General features: G+C 57.9%; 19 protein-coding genes. 11 read left to right on the top strand and 8 right to left on the bottom strand.

Annotated features, from left to right (window positions below; genetic code table 11):
- Window positions 1–4: 4 nt before the first annotated feature.
- A complete protein-coding gene (locus QPM17_RS04830; RefSeq protein WP_285389232.1) occupies window positions 5–1123 on the bottom strand; it encodes a GGDEF domain-containing protein in 1119 nt (372 codons plus the stop codon).
- A 70-nt stretch (window positions 1124–1193) separates the two neighbouring features.
- Entirely contained in the window at window positions 1194–3083 is a 1890-nt protein-coding gene (ftsH, locus tag QPM17_RS04825) for an ATP-dependent zinc metalloprotease FtsH (protein ID WP_285389230.1), read from the bottom strand.
- Between the two features lie 81 nt (window positions 3084–3164).
- Between ftsH and QPM17_RS04820 the strand changes: the two genes are divergently transcribed.
- The 8 genes from QPM17_RS04820 to QPM17_RS04785 all read left to right on the top strand — a co-directional run bounded on the left by QPM17_RS04820 (window position 3165) and on the right by QPM17_RS04785 (window position 10212).
- On the top strand, window positions 3165–4205 hold the full coding sequence (locus QPM17_RS04820) for a sodium:calcium antiporter (protein ID WP_285389229.1): 1041 nt from the start codon (window positions 3165–3167) through the stop codon (window positions 4203–4205).
- Window positions 4206–4349: 144 nt separating this feature from the next.
- On the top strand, window positions 4350–5918 hold the full coding sequence (locus QPM17_RS04815; protein ID WP_285389227.1) for a bifunctional GNAT family N-acetyltransferase/carbon-nitrogen hydrolase family protein: 1569 nt from the start codon (window positions 4350–4352) through the stop codon (window positions 5916–5918).
- Between the two features lie 7 nt (window positions 5919–5925).
- Window positions 5926–7851, top strand: coding sequence for an intermembrane phospholipid transport YdbH family protein (locus QPM17_RS04810; protein ID WP_285389225.1), 1926 nt, complete (start codon window positions 5926–5928; stop codon window positions 7849–7851).
- 15 nt (window positions 7852–7866) lie between these two features.
- Complete coding sequence (locus tag QPM17_RS04805; protein WP_285389224.1) at window positions 7867–8085, top strand: YnbE family lipoprotein; 219 nt, start codon at window positions 7867–7869, stop codon at window positions 8083–8085.
- Between the two features lie 29 nt (window positions 8086–8114).
- Window positions 8115–8459 (top strand): YdbL family probable chaperone protein, encoded by a 345-nt coding sequence (locus tag QPM17_RS04800; protein WP_285389222.1) that lies wholly within the window; start codon window positions 8115–8117, stop codon window positions 8457–8459.
- Window positions 8460–9134 carry a polyamine aminopropyltransferase gene (locus tag QPM17_RS04795; protein WP_285389220.1) on the top strand — a complete coding sequence of 225 codons (675 nt, stop codon included), beginning with the start codon at window positions 8460–8462 and terminating at the stop codon, window positions 9132–9134.
- A gap of 125 nt (window positions 9135–9259) precedes the next feature.
- A complete protein-coding gene (locus QPM17_RS04790; RefSeq protein ID WP_285389219.1) occupies window positions 9260–9793 on the top strand; it encodes a hypothetical protein in 534 nt (177 codons plus the stop codon).
- A gap of 23 nt (window positions 9794–9816) precedes the next feature.
- Window positions 9817–10212 (top strand): hypothetical protein, encoded by a 396-nt coding sequence (locus tag QPM17_RS04785; protein ID WP_285389218.1) that lies wholly within the window; start codon window positions 9817–9819, stop codon window positions 10210–10212.
- Here the strand turns inward: QPM17_RS04785 and QPM17_RS04780 are convergent.
- Window positions 10209–11069 (bottom strand): PA4780 family RIO1-like protein kinase, encoded by an 861-nt coding sequence (locus QPM17_RS04780; RefSeq protein ID WP_285389217.1) that lies wholly within the window; start codon window positions 11067–11069, stop codon window positions 10209–10211. The two genes, QPM17_RS04785 and QPM17_RS04780, sit on opposite strands and share 4 nt — an antisense overlap.
- A 176-nt stretch (window positions 11070–11245) precedes the next feature.
- On the opposite strand from QPM17_RS04780, the gene QPM17_RS04775 reads away from it, so the two are divergent.
- Window positions 11246–11938, top strand: coding sequence for an SDR family oxidoreductase (locus tag QPM17_RS04775; RefSeq protein ID WP_285389214.1), 693 nt, complete (start codon window positions 11246–11248; stop codon window positions 11936–11938).
- Between the two features lie 15 nt (window positions 11939–11953).
- Here the strand turns inward: QPM17_RS04775 and QPM17_RS04770 are convergent, their stop codons facing one another.
- The gene (locus QPM17_RS04770; protein WP_285389212.1) at window positions 11954–12322 is read right to left on the bottom strand and encodes a ribbon-helix-helix domain-containing protein; all 369 of its coding nucleotides are present in this window, start codon (window positions 12320–12322) and stop codon (window positions 11954–11956) included.
- A 47-nt stretch (window positions 12323–12369) separates the two neighbouring features.
- Window positions 12370–12939, bottom strand: a complete 570-nt coding sequence (locus QPM17_RS04765; RefSeq protein ID WP_285389210.1) for a DJ-1/PfpI family protein — start codon at window positions 12937–12939, stop codon at window positions 12370–12372.
- A gap of 151 nt (window positions 12940–13090) precedes the next feature.
- On the opposite strand from QPM17_RS04765, the gene QPM17_RS04760 reads away from it, so the two are divergent.
- Both QPM17_RS04760 and arfB read left to right on the top strand, forming a co-directional pair.
- Window positions 13091–14083, top strand: coding sequence for a CobW family GTP-binding protein (locus tag QPM17_RS04760; RefSeq protein ID WP_285389208.1), 993 nt, complete (start codon window positions 13091–13093; stop codon window positions 14081–14083).
- Window positions 14077–14490, top strand: a complete 414-nt coding sequence (gene arfB / locus QPM17_RS04755) for an alternative ribosome rescue aminoacyl-tRNA hydrolase ArfB (protein WP_285389206.1) — start codon at window positions 14077–14079, stop codon at window positions 14488–14490. The genes QPM17_RS04760 and arfB overlap by 7 nt, the downstream gene beginning before the upstream one ends.
- Here arfB and QPM17_RS04750 read toward each other — a convergent pair.
- The 3 genes from QPM17_RS04750 to QPM17_RS04740 are packed head-to-tail and all read right to left on the bottom strand — an operon-like array spanning window position 14481 to window position 16649.
- On the bottom strand, window positions 14481–15710 hold the full coding sequence (locus QPM17_RS04750) for a MerC family mercury resistance protein (RefSeq protein WP_285389205.1): 1230 nt from the start codon (window positions 15708–15710) through the stop codon (window positions 14481–14483). The two genes, arfB and QPM17_RS04750, sit on opposite strands and share 10 nt — an antisense overlap.
- 52 nt (window positions 15711–15762) lie before the next feature.
- Window positions 15763–15999, bottom strand: coding sequence for a mycothiol system anti-sigma-R factor (rsrA, locus tag QPM17_RS04745; RefSeq protein ID WP_285389204.1), 237 nt, complete (start codon window positions 15997–15999; stop codon window positions 15763–15765).
- Window positions 15996–16649 (bottom strand): RNA polymerase sigma factor, encoded by a 654-nt coding sequence (locus QPM17_RS04740; protein WP_285389203.1) that lies wholly within the window; start codon window positions 16647–16649, stop codon window positions 15996–15998. The genes rsrA and QPM17_RS04740 overlap by 4 nt, the downstream gene beginning before the upstream one ends.
- Window positions 16650–16684: the final 35 nt, after the last annotated feature.

Raw genomic sequence — 16684 nt, 5'->3', positions numbered from 1 at the left:
CTGGTCAGGCCAGTTCGCAGGCTTCGGTAATGACCCGGTTGCGGCCCGCTGCCTTGGCACGATAGAGCATGGCGTCAGCGCGGTTGATGGCATCATCGATTCCCTTTCCGGGAAGGTATTGCGCAATACCAACGGTCACCGTCACCGATATACCTGCAATGGGCGCCCGCTCAATAGCCCTTCGGCAACGTTCTGCGGCGTGGCGGGCGGCGCGAAGATCAACACCAGGTGTCGCGACAAGGAACTCGTCACCACCCCAGCGTGCGGCCAGGTCTACTTCCCGTACGGTGTTGGCGAGGATGTCTGCAAATCCGCGAATAACGGAATCGCCGACTTTATGGCCGTGGTCGTCGTTGATGCCTTTAAACTGATCGATATCAATGAGAATGATGGTCAGGGGGCGCTGGTAACGGTCTGCCAGCGCAGCCTCCGCGGCCAGAAACCCATCAGCACCCCTGCGGTTCGAGAGGCCACAGAGAGGGTCTGTGTTGGCCCAGTGCTGGAGTGTTTCAGCTCGTGTAAATGCGCCCCAGGTGCGTTCGCGCAAAAAGGTCCCGGCACTGGTCAGGGCTAGCAGAATGGCCAGAAAAAGATGGATACGGGCCAGATAGACCCAGTTCTGGCATGCGCCCTCCGCCGCTGCAGAACAGCCCAGAATTTCATAGGCTGCCAATGCTGCCGAGAACAGGAAAGTTGCGACTCCGGTAACCATGCCGCCGCGATAACCCAGTGTAATAAAGCCGCTGACAATTAGTATGCCTACTGCCCAGTAATGCCCGCCGGCCAATAACAGCAGGTGTTGGCCCAAGGGGTCGCCGAAATGGAAGTGCCAGGCCAGGCGGCTCAGTATCATGGTGCCTACAGCTGCAATCAGGATGATTTCCATCCGTCTCAGTGAGGTTGCCCTGTACCACAGGGCAACGCCTAGACCGGCAAGAACGACGGCAAAGACGGGGTAGGCTATAGCGATGAAGGGGTCGCCATTTTCACGAAATGCCCAACTTAGCAGGACAATGACAATAGTCAGGATCAGCACGCCCAGGTAGATTCTCCGCCGGTAGCTTTCAAGGCGGTTCAGTTCTGTCTGAATAGCTTGGAGGTCGTTCCCGGGTGCTGAGTCCATAGCAGTTGTCAATCCGTTGTAAGCGAGGTTCCTCGTGTCACCCGCATAAGAACATGGCTGCAGTTAACTGTCACGCTGGCTGCTCCTGACTACCTTCCAGAATCTGTTGGATTTCAGTGGCTGAAAGCGTTTCCTTGGCCAGAACAGCGTTAGCCAAGGCTTCAAGCTGTTGTCGATGATCTGAAAGGAAGTTCACTGTGGCCTTTTCAAGCTCAATGAGTTTTGCCTGGACTTCCATATCGATCAGTTCGGCCATGTGTTCGCTGTATTCACGGGGCTGGCCCATTTCACGACCCAGAAAGACGTGCTCTTCACCAATGCCCAGCCCCAGCGGGCCGATTTTCTCACTCATGCCCCACTGGCCGAACATACGTCGTAAAAGCTTGGTTGCTTCTTTGAGGTCGTTCTGGGCACCAGTGCTAACCTCACCGTAAATGAGCTTCTCAGATGATCGGCCGCCGAGCATAACTTTGATACGGTCCGTCAGGTAGCTTTCGGTGTAGTTGTAACGGTCCTCTTTGGGTGTCTGTTCGGTGACGCCCATCGCCATGCCATGGGGAATAATAGTCACTCTGGTGAGCGGGTCGGCCTTGGGCATGAAGTAGGCCATGATGGCATGTCCGCATTCGTGGTAAGCCACTACCTGCTTTTCTTCGTCAGTCAATTCCGCGTCGCGTTCTTCGCCAAGCACAATACGGTCGCGGGCATGCTCGAAGCAGTCATTGTTGACCTTTTTCAGGTTGAGTCTCGCAGCAGTAAGGGCCGCCTCGTTAACAAGATTTTTCAGGTCTGCGCCAGCAAACCCGATGGTGCGGGCGGCTATTTCTTCGAGGTTGACATCGCTGTCCAGGGGCACCTTTCGGACATGGACTTCAAGAATCGCTTTGCGGGCCTCTTTGTGGGGGCGGTCCAGCGTTACCTTACGGTCGAAGCGGCCCGGGCGCAGCAGGGCACTGTCGAGTACATCCGGGCGGTTGGTGGCGGCCAGAACAACCACGTTTTCGTGGCCTTCAAAGCCGTCCATCTCTGTCAGGATCTGGTTGAGGGTCTGCTCTCGTTCATCGTGGCCTCCACCAAAACCGGCACCCCGGGAACGGCCAATGGCATCCAGCTCATCAATAAAGATCAGTGCAGGCGCCTCTTTGCGGGCAGTTTCGAACATATCCCGAACCCGCGCAGCGCCAACCCCGACGAACATTTCAATAAACTCGGATGCACTGATACTGAAAAAGGGGACATCGGCTTCCCCGGCAATGGCTTTCGCCAGCAGGGTCTTGCCGGTTCCGGGCGGGCCCACCAGAAGGATACCAGTGGGCATGTCCGCCCCCAGAGCCTTGTATTTTTCGGGAGAAGTGAGGAAATCAATGATTTCTGTGATGTCGCGTTTTGCAGACTCGATGCCTGCCACATCAGACAACCTGGTCTTGGAAAACTGCTTTTCTACCCTGCGGGCCTTGGAACGGTTGAAGCCCAGGACCCCGCCACCCTGCTGTATCATGCGTTTTTGGGCATAGGACCAGAACCAGAACAATAACGCCAGAAACAGCAGCCAGGGAAGCACGTTGGTCAATACCTGTTGCCATACTGGAGGCTCTGCAGGCAGGGCGGTGATGGTAACAGCGTGGGATTCCAGCAGCGGAAGCAGGTCCGGATCCTCAATCGGGGGGCGAATGCTATGGAAGCGAAGGGTGTTGCTATTGCTGGCCCATGCTTTGCCGCCTTCTTCAGTCAGTTGACCCTCAATGTGGTCGGCCCGAAGCGTGACTTCTTCCACGTGTTCACTGGCAACCGCTTCCTTGAATTGCGAGTAGGGTAATTCGGTCACCGTCGGTTGCCGGCCATCCTGAAGCCAGAGAAACATCAGGATGATTGCGGCACTGAGCCATAAAAACGAGTACTGGGCAGGTATTTGTGGGGGTTGTGGTTGTTCTGGCTGTTGAGGCTTTTGTGTCTGGGTCATGGTGTTCCGTCTTTATGGCTGTAGAATCTCCTGCCAATGGTGTTTTACACCGCGACAGAACAGGTGGCAAGGGATAGAGCCATGTTTCCAATGAATCCAGAAAACTGGACCCTGCTGCAGGGTAGTCTCGTGTTTTGCCTGTGTGCTGTGGTCATTGCAGTGGCCGGTACGCGTATTACCCGAATAGTGGACCAGTTGGCCGATCGGACGGGAATAGGCGAAGCTGCGGCTGGCGCGGTGCTATTGGGTGCCTCCACATCGTTGGGTGGGTCGGTACTTTCGGTAACAGCGGCGTGGAATGGCCATGCTGAACTGGCGGTGAGCAACGCGCTGGGTGGTATTGCGGTGCAGACGTTCTTTCTGGCGGTTGCGGACATGGTTTACCGCCGCGCCAATCTTGAACACGCTGCCGCATCCGTACCCAACATGATGCAGAACGGACTGCTGATATGCCTGCTGTCGCTGATTCTGTTTGCTCCTTATCTTCCAGACTTTACGATCTTCGGGGTCCATCCGGTAACCCCGGTTTTACTGGGCGTCTACATCTATGGCATCTACCTGGTGCGCGGTGCCACGGAATCCCCCATGTGGCGACCTTCTGTGACCAGGGACACGCGTGAAGACGAGCCTGACGACGTGACGACCATGCCGCCGCTGTTTCGGCTTGTGACCGAGTTTCTGCTGTTGATGGCGATTCTGGGGATTGCAGGGTGGACATTAGAGCCCGCTGCTACGGTAATCGCTGACAGGACCAACCTGACACAGACCATTGTCGGTGTGATGCTGACAGCGATCAGTACTTCGATTCCGGAGTTGGTAACATCCATTGCCGCGGTCCGGCGTGGCGCACTCACCCTCGCCGTGGGCGGCATTATCGGAGGTAATGCCTTCGACACACTGTTTACTGCAGCCTCTGACATTGCCTACCGGGAAGGTTCGATCTATCACGCCATGCCGGAAGACTCGAAATTCTGGGCAGTGCTCACACTGCTGATGTCGGGTGTTCTGATGATGGGGCTCATTCGTCGAGAGCGGCATGGCATCGGCCAGATCGGGATGGAAAGCGTGGTTATCATGGTGCTCTATCTCTTGGGCGTGGTGTTGCTGTTGGCAGGTGGATAACCAGTCAAAGGGGTGGTTCGGGGCAGTTGCCGCCCGAGAGCTTCGTCGAAGGCGGCGGCGATGACCCCGGAACAGTCGACGCCGCTTGACGACTTGAGGCTGTTTCGCGAACTATGGATGGATGCTTTCAGTCCCGAGGTTTCAATGAGTCCTCCTTTTACTGACCAGTCCCAGCGTCTTTATGTAAGAAACGCCACCCTTCAGGATATTCCCGGCATCATTGCCCTGAGCCGCCGGGTTTACGAGGGAACCGGAATGTATGGCTACACCGCCGGCCCACTGACAGGGCAGATCAACACCTTTCCGGAAGGGCAGTTCGTGGCGATGCTCGGAGACCGGGTTGTGGGCTACTGCGCCACTTTCCGTATCGGTGAAGACGCCGCCCTTGTGCCCCATGACTGGACGGAGATTACCGGTAACGGCTACGCCTCAAGGCACGATCCGGAAGGGGAGTGGCTTTATGGTATGGAAGTCTGTGTTGACCCGGACTGCCGTGGCTACAAGATTGGTGAGCGCCTGTACAACGCACGCAAGAATCTGTGCCAGTCCCTGGAACTGCAGGGGGTGGTGTTTGCAGGCAGGCTGCCAACGCTGGCCAGACGCCTGAAGAAGTTTGAGTCGGTGGAAGCCTACGTGGACGCCATCAAGTCAAAAAAACAGCGCGACCCGGTGCTGTCGTTCCAGTTGCATAACGGGTTTGAAATCTACGGCATTATTCCCCATTACCTGGATGCAGACCATGCTTCGCTTGGTTACGGCATTCATCTGGTCTGGCGTAACCCGAAAGTGGCCCGGAACGGCCACAACGGCAAGCGCAAACGTTATGGCAAGCGGGTTCCGGATACTGTTCGGATCGGCACCGTGCAATACCAGCAGCGCCGCGTGGCGTCGTTCGAGGAGTTCAGTGAGATCGTCCGGTATTTTGTGGATGTGGTGTCCACCTACAAGGGCGATTTCGTGGTGTTCCCCGAGCTGTTTACGTTGCAGTTGCTGTCCATTGAAAGTCGCGAGGGCACGCCTGCAGAAGCCATAGAGGCAGTAACGGAGTACGCTGAGCCGTTCCGCAACCTGATGCGGGACCTGGCCCTTCGGCACAACATCAACATCATCGGCGGCTCCACACCGGTGAAGGAGGAAGATGGTCGAATCCAGAATGTTGCCTATGTGTTCCTGCGGGACGGCCAGGTGTTTTCCCAGCCCAAGATTCACCCCACGCCGAACGAGGCGTATTGGTGGAACATCACCGGGGGTAACCGAGTAACCGCGATCGAAACCGATTGCGGGCCCATCGGCGTGCTGGTCTGTTACGACGCCGAATTTCCGGAGCTGACTCGGCACCTGGTAGACCAGGGAATCCAGATACTGTTTGTGCCCTTCTGTACCGACGAGCGCCAGAGCTACCTGAGAGTTCGCTATTGCTGCCAGGCGCGGGCGGTGGAAAACCAGCTGTTCGTGATTCTATCCGGCAATGTGGGCAATCTGCCCAATGTCCCCAACATGGAGCTGCAATATGGCCAGAGCTGCATTCTGACACCCTGCGATTTCCCGTTCGCCCGCGACGGTATCGCAGCGGATACCACTCCTAATGTCGAGACCGTCGCCTTCGCCGATCTGAGGCCGGAAACACTGATTACCGCCCGCAATAGCGGTACGGTCAAGAACCTGAAGGATCGCCGGCACGATCTCTACACGGTGAACTGGCGCGGACAGTGAGTCCAGTATGGCCCGTGTAATGACGCTGCGTCGTTTTCTGCTCTGGTTGCTGGCCCTGCTGGTTGTGTTGATCGTGGCCGGGGGCTGGTACGCCCGAGTTGCTTGGCAGGAGTGGCAGCAACTCAATAACATCCGCAATTTGCAATGGCAGGGTGTTAACGTGTCCCTGTCCGGGGTTCAGCTTGAGCATTTTGCCATAACCCAGTTGCGAGATGGCCAGTCCTACCGTGTCGAGGGCGAGGCACTGTCGCTGGGCTGGAAATGGAACTGGTATGGCCCGACACCGGATGTGGTCCTGGTAGGTCGGCTGGCGGTGGACGTTCCTGCCTGGCCCAACGCCAGTCAGCAAACCGGGGCATCCACTGAGGTTTCTGGTGGACTTCCCCGCCAGTTGCCCGCTTGGCTGCCTGACAATATTGCTATTGAGCAGCTTGCCCTCACCCTCCCAAAGGGTATCCATGCCACAGGGGACCTGACCCTTTCAGAGCTTGCGGCACCCGATGACCGGAGCATTGCCACCAAAGCCTTGCGGATTGATATGCCTGTGCCAGCGATGACCCGGGCCGGCTGGCGGATCCACAAGGGGCGGGCAAGCCTGGTGATTGCCGGCAAGGCCGAGGGGCAGTCGGCGGACTTCGAGTTCCGTGACGGGAGCTTTGTTGAGGTTGCCCGGGTTGAAGCCCCCGACAGCGCCCTGCGACTGGACAGGCTCAGGGTCAAGCTCGCGGGCATGGAACTGACTGCCGGGTACAGTCTGCAGCCAATGGCGTTGGAGGAACTGGCCTTTGAGGGTACCGCAGTGGCAACGGCAGCCACTATTCAACAGTCACAGCTACATCCGCAGCCCTGGCGTCTCGACGGCCGCCTGGAGGGGAGCCTGAAGGGCCTTACGTTTGACGGCAGGCTCTCGTCGGATGCCGGTGCGGTAGCCAATATCAGGTCCAGCCTTCCGTTTGATGGTATTGCGCAACTGGATGCTGACATGACAGCCGTGGGCACAAAGGGAAGCCGGCAGCTGTCTGGTACCTTTACTGCCTGGCCCGAGGGGCTTGAGGTTGAAGAGGGGAGCATCAGGACAGAGCTGGGTCTGCGTTTCCCGCCGGAGGGTGCCCGGATGCAGGGACAGGTAACGTTCGACGGTCTGGGCGGTCTTTTTGTTCGCACGGCGTGGGCCGGTCTCAATGGCAAAGTGGCCATTGAGAAAGCAGGTGACCGACTTGAGGCCGGGAGCTCCCGCCTGTCGCTCGACACGGTGAACCCGGGCATTGCCCTGAGCAACGTCGAGATTGTTGGTGGCTACCGTTCGACCATGGAGCAGATGGGTGCCGGGACACTGACCATAGAGCAGGCGTCCGCGCAACTTCTGGGTGGCTCGGTTCGCGTTGAGCCCGCACAGTGGCAACTTTCGGACCTGCCTTTACGTGTCCCCCTTGAACTCAGTGGTATTGAGCTGTCCGAACTGATGCAGGTCTATCCGGCGGAAGGCCTGGCCGGCAGTGGTGTGCTAAGGGGAAAAGTCCCGCTGTGGATCAGCGAGGAGGGCGTCAGCATCGAGTCCGGACAGGTTGAAGCGGTGGCCCCCGGAGGCACACTGAAGCTGCCGGCGGACCGTCTGCGAGGTATGGCGCAGAAGAATGAGGCCATGGCTCTGGTGGTGCAGGCCATGCAAAACTTTAACTACACCGTTCTCAACAGCACGGTAGACTATGATCAGGATGGTACGCTGGTATTGGGATTGCGTCTCGAAGGCAGCAGTCCTGACGTGCGCGACGGGCATCCGATCGTACTCAACATCAATCTGGAAGAAGATATTCCGGCATTGCTGACCAGCCTGCAACTCAGTGGCCGGGTTAACGAAGCCGTAACAGAGAAGGTACGCAACCTGATCCGGAAACGGGATGCGGGAAGTCAGTCGACCGGTTCGGGCAACTAATCAGGAGTAGAACAGATGGACGGAAACAGGCCGGGCCTTTCGCTCGGAAAGTGTCGTTATACGCTGATGATAATCGCACTTGCTCTGGGTATGGCGGCATGCACACCCACTGTGCGAATGGAGGCGCCCAAGGAGCCCATCACTGTGAACCTGAACGTCAAGATCCAGCACGAAATCTACGTGAAGGTGGATGAAGAAGTGGATGAACTCTTCGGCGAAAAGGGTCTGTTCTGATGGTCAATTCTGAATCCAGGGAGTCACTCATGAAACGGTTTGTACAACTCGGTGTATTTATCCTCGTGCTTGGCCTGGCGTTGCCGGCGTTCTCGATGGGCCTGGAAGAGGCCAAAAGCCAGCTTGATACCGCCAAACAGCAGGGGCTGGTGGGAGAAACCCCCACCGGTTATCTGGAGGTCGTCGAGGCAAGCGGTAATGCCCGCAGCATAGTCGAGGCCATCAATAAGGCACGGCGGAATGAATACGTCCGCATTGCTGAGAAACACGACATTCCCGTGACCCAGGTGGAAACGGTGGCTGGTCAGAAGGCACTGGAGAAGACGCCTCCGGGGCAGTATATCCTGGTGGACGGCGAGTGGGTCAGAAAATAGATGGCTCGCTTTGAGGAAATCGGCACTGCAACCATTCCCGGCAACGGTACCCGGCTACGGTTGCTGCAGCGCAATGATGAGTTCTCCATCAGAATTGCCGGCACCACGGGTGAACTGATGAACAGCCGTTTGCACGGCTCGGAGGATGCCCTGGCCACGCTTGCCTGCGAGCGCATCGCCGGCCAGCACGGCGCACGGGTGTTGATTGGCGGGCTGGGAATGGGGTTTACCCTGGCTGCGGCGCTCACGGCGCTGGACGCCGATGCCCGTGTTACCGTGGCCGAGCTGGTTCCCGAGGTTGAAGCATGGAACCGGGGACCATTGGGAGCTGCGGCCGGGCATCCCTTGAATGACACCAGGGCCGGCGTCCACATTGGCGATGTAGCGGACCTCCTGCGGGAGGGTGATGGCAACTGGGATGCCATCCTGCTGGATGTGGATAACGGCCCGGAGGGACTTACCCGCAAGGAAAACAACTGGATCTACTCCCCCGAAGGCATTGCTGCCGCGCAGAAATCCCTGAGCTCTGACGGCATACTGGCCTATTGGTCCGCTGGTCCCGAGCACGCGTTTACCGAGAGGCTACGCCGTGCCGGTTTTTCTGTGGAGCCTGTCATTGTCAGGGCCCTGCGCCCCGGCAAGGGCGCCCGACACGTAATCTGGCTGGCCTGGTAAAGGCGCACCCCTGCACCGGTTGGCCATTCGACTCAAGGGCCGGCGGGTTGTATTTTCCGAGTTAATGGCCAAATCTTTATAGTAAGACGTTCATTAATTCTTTGAGATACCACGGGGGTATTTCCATGAAATCTTCAGTGGGTTTGACGGGCGAACAGCAAGGTCACAAGGTGGCCGCAGTCTTTGATACTGAGCCGGACGCAAGGGGAACGGCGAAAGCGATATGTGAAGAAACCAGCCTTACGGATGAGCAGGTAACAGTCCTGAGCCCCGCCGACCGGCATCAGGGCAAGGAACTGGAGCCGGAGGACCAGGGAATCTGGCAGACGCTGGTGCGTTCCCACGTTGGTCTGGGTGTCATAGGGGCGGTAGCAGGTTTTGTGCTGTTTCTGATACTGAGCGCCCTGGGTGTTGGTTTGGCCACCGACAATACGATTGTTGCGGCTTCCGTTATGACCGCGTTCGGCGGCGTATTCGGGCTGTTGGTCGCTGGCGGTGTGACACTCCGTCCAGACCACACTCCTTATCTGGTCAAGGCCCAGTCTGCCTTGAGGGAGGGTAAGTACGTGCTGGCGGTCCACGCGTCCAGCTTTGAGCAGCTTCAGGAAGCAAAGTCGCTTCTTGATTCCCGGAATGTTAAAACAGTGCAAACCATTTGATGTAACGGGCCGGGATTCTGTCTATGGAAGATCTGAAGCGTTCGCGGGTAACCATTATTGCAGTCAGCGCCATTGTGCTGTTTTTCCTCACCAACTACCTGGCGCGGTTCCTGTTGGGATTGACGGGGGTGTTGGTTTCGGTGGTTATCGCGGCGCTGATTGCGGCCTATATCAGCTGGTCGGTGGCCCGCCTGTTAAAACGGGTACCGACCGCCGATGAGCGGGCGCGGGTGCTCTGGTCTTACGGCGGCTTTCTGGGGGCCTTGTTCGTGGCCTGGGCCGCCTACGTTGGCCTATCCACCGGACTGGATACCGGCGCGGTCATATTTCTGCTCAGCCATTACCTGCCGTACCCGGCACTTGCCCACCTGATGCTGTCTGACAGGATAGTAGGCAGGTTTGTCGGCGAACCCGGCTAGTCGTCGCCTTCCTCGGCGTCGCGGGCCCGCTCCTGGCGTTCCCGTTCCTCTTCTTTGGCGGCGTCAATAACCGCCATGAGTTCGTCCACATCGGCGTTTTCGGTGTCGTGCTCGAAGCAGCCGGTCAGCCGGCTTTCGGGGTGCAGATCGCCGGACTCGTAGAGCGCCCAGATTTCCTTGCCGTAATCGGTATTCAGCAGCTCCGGTGCGAAACGGCCGAAATAGCGGCGCATGTTGTCCACGTCCCGCTCCAGCATCTGTTCGGCGCTGTTGTTCCCCGCCGCGTTGACTGCCTGGGGCAGATCGATAATCACCGGGCCGGTAGCGTCCACCAGCACATTGAATTCTGAAAGGTCGCCGTGGATCAGACCGGCACTGAGCATGCGTACCACGTCAGCGATGACCCTGGCATGATAATCCCGGGCCTGTTCCGGTGTCAGTGTTACATCATCCAGTCTTGGTGCGGCTTTGCCATCTTCATCGGCAATCATCTCCATCAACAGCACACCATCCACGAATCCGAATGGCTCTGGTACCCGCACACCGGCACTTGCCAGCCGGTAAAGGGCGTCTACCTCGGCGTTCAGCCAGGCGTCTTCCTGTTCTTTCTGGCCGTAGCGGGTCTTCTTGCCCATGGCTCGGGCGCGGCGTGTATTGCGAACCTTGCGGCCTTCCTGGTATTGCACAGCCTGTTTGAAGCTGCGTTTCTGGGCTTCCTTGTAAACCTTGGCGCAGCGCACGCTTTCGCCGCAGCGTACAACGAATACCTGGGCCTCCTTGCCACTCATCAACTGGTACAACACTTCGTCCACCATGCCATCATCGACTAGGGGCTGTAATCGTTTCGGTATCTTCATAAATCCGTCGGTTGCCTGGTTCGCCTGGCCGGTCAATCAATTTTGGCCGGCACGTCTGGCCGTATACTACCTGATATTGACGCCGGAACCCTCATGCCCGAAGTGATCTGTACAAGCTTCAGGTCGCGTAGCTAATCTGCAACACTGTTAGCAACACCTGGCAAAGGAGACAAACGATGAACAATGACCCTGTCATGCTTATTACTGGTGCCTCATCCGGCATTGGTGAGGCAACGGCGCGCGCGGCCCAAAAAGCGGGCTATCGACTGGTTCTGTCAGCCCGTTCGGAGGATAAACTGAAACACCTGCAAAGCGAACTGGGCGGCGGTGAGCGGGTACTGGTTGCCCGTTGTGATGTTCAGAGCATGGAAGACCAGCAGGCGGTGGTGAATAATGCCCTGGAGACCTTTGGTCAGATTGATGCGGTGTTTGTGAACGCCGGGCGTGGGGGTGAGCCTGGAGGGTTCAGCAGCGCCAATCATGAGGCATGGAAGGACATGATCCTGACCAATATCTACGGTGCCGGGCTGACCGTCCAGTGTTGCCTGCCGGCACTGAGAAAAAGCCGGGGCCACCTGCTGCTCACAGGCTCTGCCGCCGGCAGGACCACTATACCTGGCTCCATGTACAGCGCTACCAAATGGGCGGTCTCGGCCATTGGTTATGGTGTGAGAGAAGAGCTGAGGGGTTCTGGTATTCGTGTCACTCTTATTGAGCCGGGTATGGTGGACACGCCGTTCTTCGATCAGCCCCCGGCGAATGCAATGAAACCGGACGACATCGCACAGGCGGTTATGTACGCCATATCCCAGCCAGCGCATGTGGACGTCAACGAGATACTGGTACGACCCACTCCGCCATTGGAATAAATCCGCAGTCGCCGCTCAGTGGGTCGCTTCGCTGGGTGGCTTCTGATCCATGTTGCGGGCGAGGATTCTGTCGGCATCCAGCGAGGCGATCGGCACCTGGGTGTCCCGGGGAATATCGCCGCTGAGTTGCAGGGCGAGGTAGCGCATGGCGCACACCCGTAGGAATGAGGTGAAGTTGCCCAGATCGTGCCCGGCATCAATGGATTCGTGGTAGAGCTTTGTGATCATCTGGGGCAGGTTCATGCCGTCGCGGGCGGCGATTTCCGCGAGGGCATTCCAGAAGGCGTTTTCCATGCGAATACTGGTGACCATACCGTCGATGCGCAGAGAATGCGTGCGGCTGACCCAGAGATCGGAATCCGCATGTACGAAGAGTTTGCACATGGCGTTATCCTCATCAGTCCGGGGCCGCCGGAGCGGCCCCGATTCTGTCAGTTGTCCAGCAGTTTGAAGAATTGCGCCAGCCATTGGGGATGGGCCGGCCATGCCGGTGCTGTCACCAGATTACCATCGGTCACCGCTGCGTCAACGTCGATGGCAGCGAAGCGACCACCAGCCAGTTCCACCTCCGGCTGACAGGCGGGATAGGCGGAGCACTCGCGGCCCTCAAGTACGCCTGCGGCTGCCAGCAGTTGGGCGCCATGGCAAATGGCCGCCACGGGTTTTTCGGCTTCGAAGAAGTGGCGCACCAGGTTCTTCACGTCCTCGTTCAGGCGTAGATATTCCGGTGCACGGCCGCCAGGCACTACCAGCGCGTCATAATCAGCGGGGTTGAGCCCGGCGAAGTCCGCGTTCAGGGCAAACCGGTGGCCAGGTTTTTCAGTGTAGGTCTGGTCGCCTTCAAAGTCGTGAATCGCTGTAGCCACGGTATCTCCCGACTTCTTGTCCGGGCATACCGCATGAACTGTGTGTCCGACAGCCTGCAGCGCCTGAAAGGGCACCATGGTCTCGTAGTCCTCGGTAAAATCACCGGTAATCATCAGTATCTTTTTGCCGCTCATACCTTCTCCTTGTGGTTGTTGGTGGTAGCCTGTTCACATTACCAAGGGTCTTGCGAGAGCGGGTATTAGGGGAATACTACAATGTTATGTTATAACACTTAATGGTTCCGACTCTTTCTTTTGACCGACATGTTACCGACACGGATAATCTATGACATCACCAATACCCACCAATCTGGTGCTCGGCTTTCTGGGCGTGGGTAAGACCACCGCCATCCTGGACCTGCTGAAGAAAAAGCCGGACGGAGAAGTATGGGCGGTTCTTGTAAATGAGTTCGGCGAGGTGGGCATTGACGGCGCCATGCTGGAAACTGAAGGCGCTTTTGTAAGGGAAGTTCCCGGTGGTTGTATGTGCTGTGTGGCGGGGTTGCCCATGCAGATCGGCCTCAATCAGTTGATCCACAAAGCCAGACCTGACCGACTGTTGATTGAGCCCACCGGGCTTGGGCATCCTTCCCAGATCATCGAAACCCTCACGGGGGAGCACTACCAGGATGTGTTGAAACTGGGTCCGGTGCTCTGTCTGGTTGATCCAAGGCGACTGGAGGAGACGAGGGTTCTGGAAAACGTACAGTTCCGGGATCAGGTTGCCGCGGCGGATATCGTCGTGGCCAACAAGACGGATCTGTGCCAGCCGGAGCAGCTTGCCCGTTTCGATGACTGGGTAGCTAGCCTGCAGCCGTCCAAAACCGCTGTGTTTCATACCCGGCAGGGCAGAATGAACATCGGCTGGCTGGATGGCGATACCGCGTTGCCGGAGGTAGGGTCGCCCCATGCACATCATCACCACGATTCGACGGAGCCCATGCCTGTTCCTGATATCCGGGACGAACCCTGGCAGCGGGTCAGTAACCAGGGGCAAGGGCACTTCAGCCTGGGCTGGCGGGTTCACCCGGATACGGTTTTTTCTGAAACTGGTCTGCTGGCGTTGTCCATGGACAGTCGTTTTGTCAGGTTCAAAGCGGTGGTGCACACTGGTGACGGCTGGCGGACCATAAATATGGCTGATGGTGCCCTCTCGGTGTCAGAATGCGAGCCAAGGGATCTGTCGCGCATCGAGGTCATCAGCGAGCAACAGCCGGATGAAGACGAGTTAGACGCCAGCCTGCAGGAATCCATCAATAAAACAGAACCATCATGCTGAAAATTTCCAACTCTGTTGAACTGGGTGACTGGGAGATTGAGCTGACCCAGATCCGCGCCCAGGGAGCCGGGGGCCAGAACGTCAACAAGGTGGCGTCTGCGGTTCACCTGCGCTTCGACATTCTCAACTCCAGCCTGCCGCCATTCTACAAGGAGCGGCTGATGTCGCTCTCTGACCAGCGCATCAGCAAGGAAGGCATCATTGTCATCAAGGCGCAGAAATACCGCACCCTGGAGCTGAACAAGGAAGATGCCCTTGAGCGCCTGAAGGAGCTGATTCAGGAGGCGGTAAAGCAGCAGAAAGCACGTCGTCCCACGCGTCCTACCAAGGGATCCCAGCGCCGGCGTGTTGATAAGAAAACCAAAAAAGGCAAAACCAAAGCCTTGAGAGGCAAGGTTCAGGTGTAATTCCCCCCTTTCAGTCCAAGCCGGGTCGCTTCCTCTCGCCGTCGCAGAAAGAGGTCGCGGCCAGCGGCAGCCACCAGCAAAACAAATCCGGCCAGTTCAGTCAGCACGGCATACTCGACAAACAGGGCGTACAGCACAAATACGGCACCGATAACCGCCAGTACCGCCGGTGCGCCCGAGCGGTGACGCCGGAAGCCAGTGGCTATAAAGCCGGTTGCCAGGATCGTAAACAGGGCAATGGTGCCGGCCCTGAGTTCCGGATTGAGAGCCATTCCCGCCCCCAGAGTGGCGAGTACGCTTACCGCTGCCAGCGCGCCGTAGCAACTGACCAGGGCCATGATCAGCGCAGCCAGGCCGAGCACGCCGCGGCGGTGAAGGTCTGCCAGCCAGCGTTTCGGATGACAGCGCCTGAGCCACTGGCTGAACCGGGCGGGTGCCTTTTCGGACCTACTGGCTGTCAACTCAATTGAGTGGGCTCCAAAACTTTCAGCAATTTCACGGGTTTGCTGGCTGGGGCTGTGGGCGAAGTAGTCCAGCCGGCGCAGGATGCGAATGTTTTCAAACCCTGCATCCCCAAGCATGGCCAGCAGGCTGTCTTCCACCGTGGCACCAACCACGCATTCCACCCACAGGCGTGGATCGGAATCGCAGTTGACGTTGACCGGTCTGTTGATGACCACATCGGCCAGTTGCAGCCGTCCACCGGGTTTCAACACCCGGAACATTTCACGGATAGCCTGTCGTTTATCGGGTACCAGGTTCAGAGCACCGTTGCTGGTGATGCTGTCGATGCTCTCGTCTGTCAGAGGCAGACGTTCCGCAGAGGCCTGAATGACCTCGACACGGGGGTATTGGTTCTCGGTGTGGTGTTTTAGCTTCCGGGTCATTGCAGACGTCAGGTCCAGCGCAATCACCCGACCATCAGGGCTAACCTGTCTGGCTGCGATAAGGGAGTCGTTGCCGGCGCCAGCGCCTATGTCGAGTACGGTATCGCCGGGCCGCAGGGTCCCCGCTGTAAAGGGATTGCCGACACCGGCAAAGGACTCCCGGATACCCTGAGGTAGGGTGTCGATATCGCTGGCCGCATAGCCAAGAAAGTGGAAGGCCTCTCTTCCAACCGGAAAATGAAAGCGGGTATCGGGCAATTCCGCCACTGCGGTGTACATCTGCTGAACCGCCTCGGTGATCTGTTGTGGCGAGTATCCAAGAATGGCAACCATGATGGCGTCCCTCTCTCAGTGCACCCAGTCAATCCCGTCAGCGCCTGACGTGTCAGAAATGCTCGATGATGTTTTTTATCCGGCGGCGCAACCGTTGTGGCGCTTCCTGGCGACCACTGGTGGCAATCCGTTCTCTGAGTCTACGCTCAAACTCTGCCCGGCTGAAGCAGTCGTGGCAGCGCTCCAGATGCCGTTCTATTTCGGCACTGGTGTCGCTGTCCATTTCACGGTCCAGGTAGTCGAACAGTCGAGTGATAACCTCTTCACAGGAAATCCAGGACTCCTTCATACATCACCTCCACTGGTGTTTCCCGGTGAATGACCGCCGCATCTGGCCAGCCCTGCGTCATGGCCCTGCTGCCAGAGCGCCTTCTGCAGAAGACTGCGGGCCCGGCACAGGCGGGATCGTATTGTACCCATCGGCAGATCCAGCAGCCTGGACGCTTCCTCGTAACTGTAACCTTCAACCTCGACCAGCACGATCACGATGCGATAGGCATCCGGCAGGTTATCGATGGCTTTACTGATGTCTTCCTGCAGCAACGCGTTCATGAACTCTTTCTCTGGAGCTCCCCACCAGAGCAGGAATGGCTGGTGCAGTTTCTCGAACAGGGAAAACGGGTTGTCATTGTCTCCTGGTTCGAGCTCTACCTCCCTGTCCTGACGACACTGCCGGCGTCGCCATTGGGATACAAACGTATGGTGGAGAATTCTGAACAGCCAGCCCTCCATGCGAGACAGGTCGTCCAGCTGGTCCAGTTTCTTCCAGGCGTTGGAGATGGTTTCGGCAACCACATCCTCGGCATCATCCGGATGTCTTGCCAGGCGCAGGGCAGTGCCGTACAGGCGGTCCATCAGGCACGTTACCTGTTTTTCAAACTGCTCTTTGCGTTCCCGTGGCTGGCTTACAGGAACCTTGAGCCGTGTGCCGGTTGCCATGTGTTTCCCCCCCCCCATCTTGCCGCAAGGACGCA

The organism is Marinobacter azerbaijanicus, from assembly GCF_030250645.1.
Taxonomy (GTDB): domain Bacteria; phylum Pseudomonadota; class Gammaproteobacteria; order Pseudomonadales; family Oleiphilaceae; genus Marinobacter; species Marinobacter azerbaijanicus.
The sequence above is the reverse complement of the archived record's forward strand: the minus strand, read 5'-3'. Positions and strand labels throughout refer to the sequence as shown.

Excerpts from the sequence above, each read along its gene's own strand:
- ftsH (WP_285389230.1), bottom strand. The coding sequence starts at position 3,083 with ATGACCCAGACACAAAAGCCTCAACAGCCAGAACAACCACAACCCCCA.
- QPM17_RS04765 (WP_285389210.1), bottom strand. The coding sequence starts at position 12,939 with ATGAGCGGCAAAAAGATACTGATGATTACCGGTGATTTTACCGAGGAC.
- QPM17_RS04780 (WP_285389217.1), bottom strand. The coding sequence starts at position 11,069 with ATGAAGATACCGAAACGATTACAGCCCCTAGTCGATGATGGCATGGTG.
- QPM17_RS04785 (WP_285389218.1), top strand. The coding sequence starts at position 9,817 with ATGGAAGATCTGAAGCGTTCGCGGGTAACCATTATTGCAGTCAGCGCC.
- QPM17_RS04760 (WP_285389208.1), top strand. The coding sequence starts at position 13,091 with ATGACATCACCAATACCCACCAATCTGGTGCTCGGCTTTCTGGGCGTG.
- QPM17_RS04795 (WP_285389220.1), top strand. The coding sequence starts at position 8,460 with ATGGCTCGCTTTGAGGAAATCGGCACTGCAACCATTCCCGGCAACGGT.
- QPM17_RS04790 (WP_285389219.1), top strand. The coding sequence starts at position 9,260 with ATGAAATCTTCAGTGGGTTTGACGGGCGAACAGCAAGGTCACAAGGTG.
- QPM17_RS04805 (WP_285389224.1), top strand. The coding sequence starts at position 7,867 with ATGGACGGAAACAGGCCGGGCCTTTCGCTCGGAAAGTGTCGTTATACG.
- QPM17_RS04740 (WP_285389203.1), bottom strand. The coding sequence starts at position 16,649 with ATGGCAACCGGCACACGGCTCAAGGTTCCTGTAAGCCAGCCACGGGAA.
- QPM17_RS04750 (WP_285389205.1), bottom strand. The coding sequence starts at position 15,710 with ATGGTTGCCATTCTTGGATACTCGCCACAACAGATCACCGAGGCGGTT.
- QPM17_RS04775 (WP_285389214.1), top strand. The coding sequence starts at position 11,246 with ATGAACAATGACCCTGTCATGCTTATTACTGGTGCCTCATCCGGCATT.
- arfB (WP_285389206.1), top strand. The coding sequence starts at position 14,077 with ATGCTGAAAATTTCCAACTCTGTTGAACTGGGTGACTGGGAGATTGAG.
- QPM17_RS04810 (WP_285389225.1), top strand. The coding sequence starts at position 5,926 with ATGGCCCGTGTAATGACGCTGCGTCGTTTTCTGCTCTGGTTGCTGGCC.
- rsrA (WP_285389204.1), bottom strand. The coding sequence starts at position 15,999 with ATGAAGGAGTCCTGGATTTCCTGTGAAGAGGTTATCACTCGACTGTTC.
- QPM17_RS04820 (WP_285389229.1), top strand. The coding sequence starts at position 3,165 with ATGTTTCCAATGAATCCAGAAAACTGGACCCTGCTGCAGGGTAGTCTC.
- QPM17_RS04815 (WP_285389227.1), top strand. The coding sequence starts at position 4,350 with ATGAGTCCTCCTTTTACTGACCAGTCCCAGCGTCTTTATGTAAGAAAC.
- QPM17_RS04830 (WP_285389232.1), bottom strand. The coding sequence starts at position 1,123 with ATGGACTCAGCACCCGGGAACGACCTCCAAGCTATTCAGACAGAACTG.
- QPM17_RS04800 (WP_285389222.1), top strand. The coding sequence starts at position 8,115 with ATGAAACGGTTTGTACAACTCGGTGTATTTATCCTCGTGCTTGGCCTG.
- QPM17_RS04770 (WP_285389212.1), bottom strand. The coding sequence starts at position 12,322 with ATGTGCAAACTCTTCGTACATGCGGATTCCGATCTCTGGGTCAGCCGC.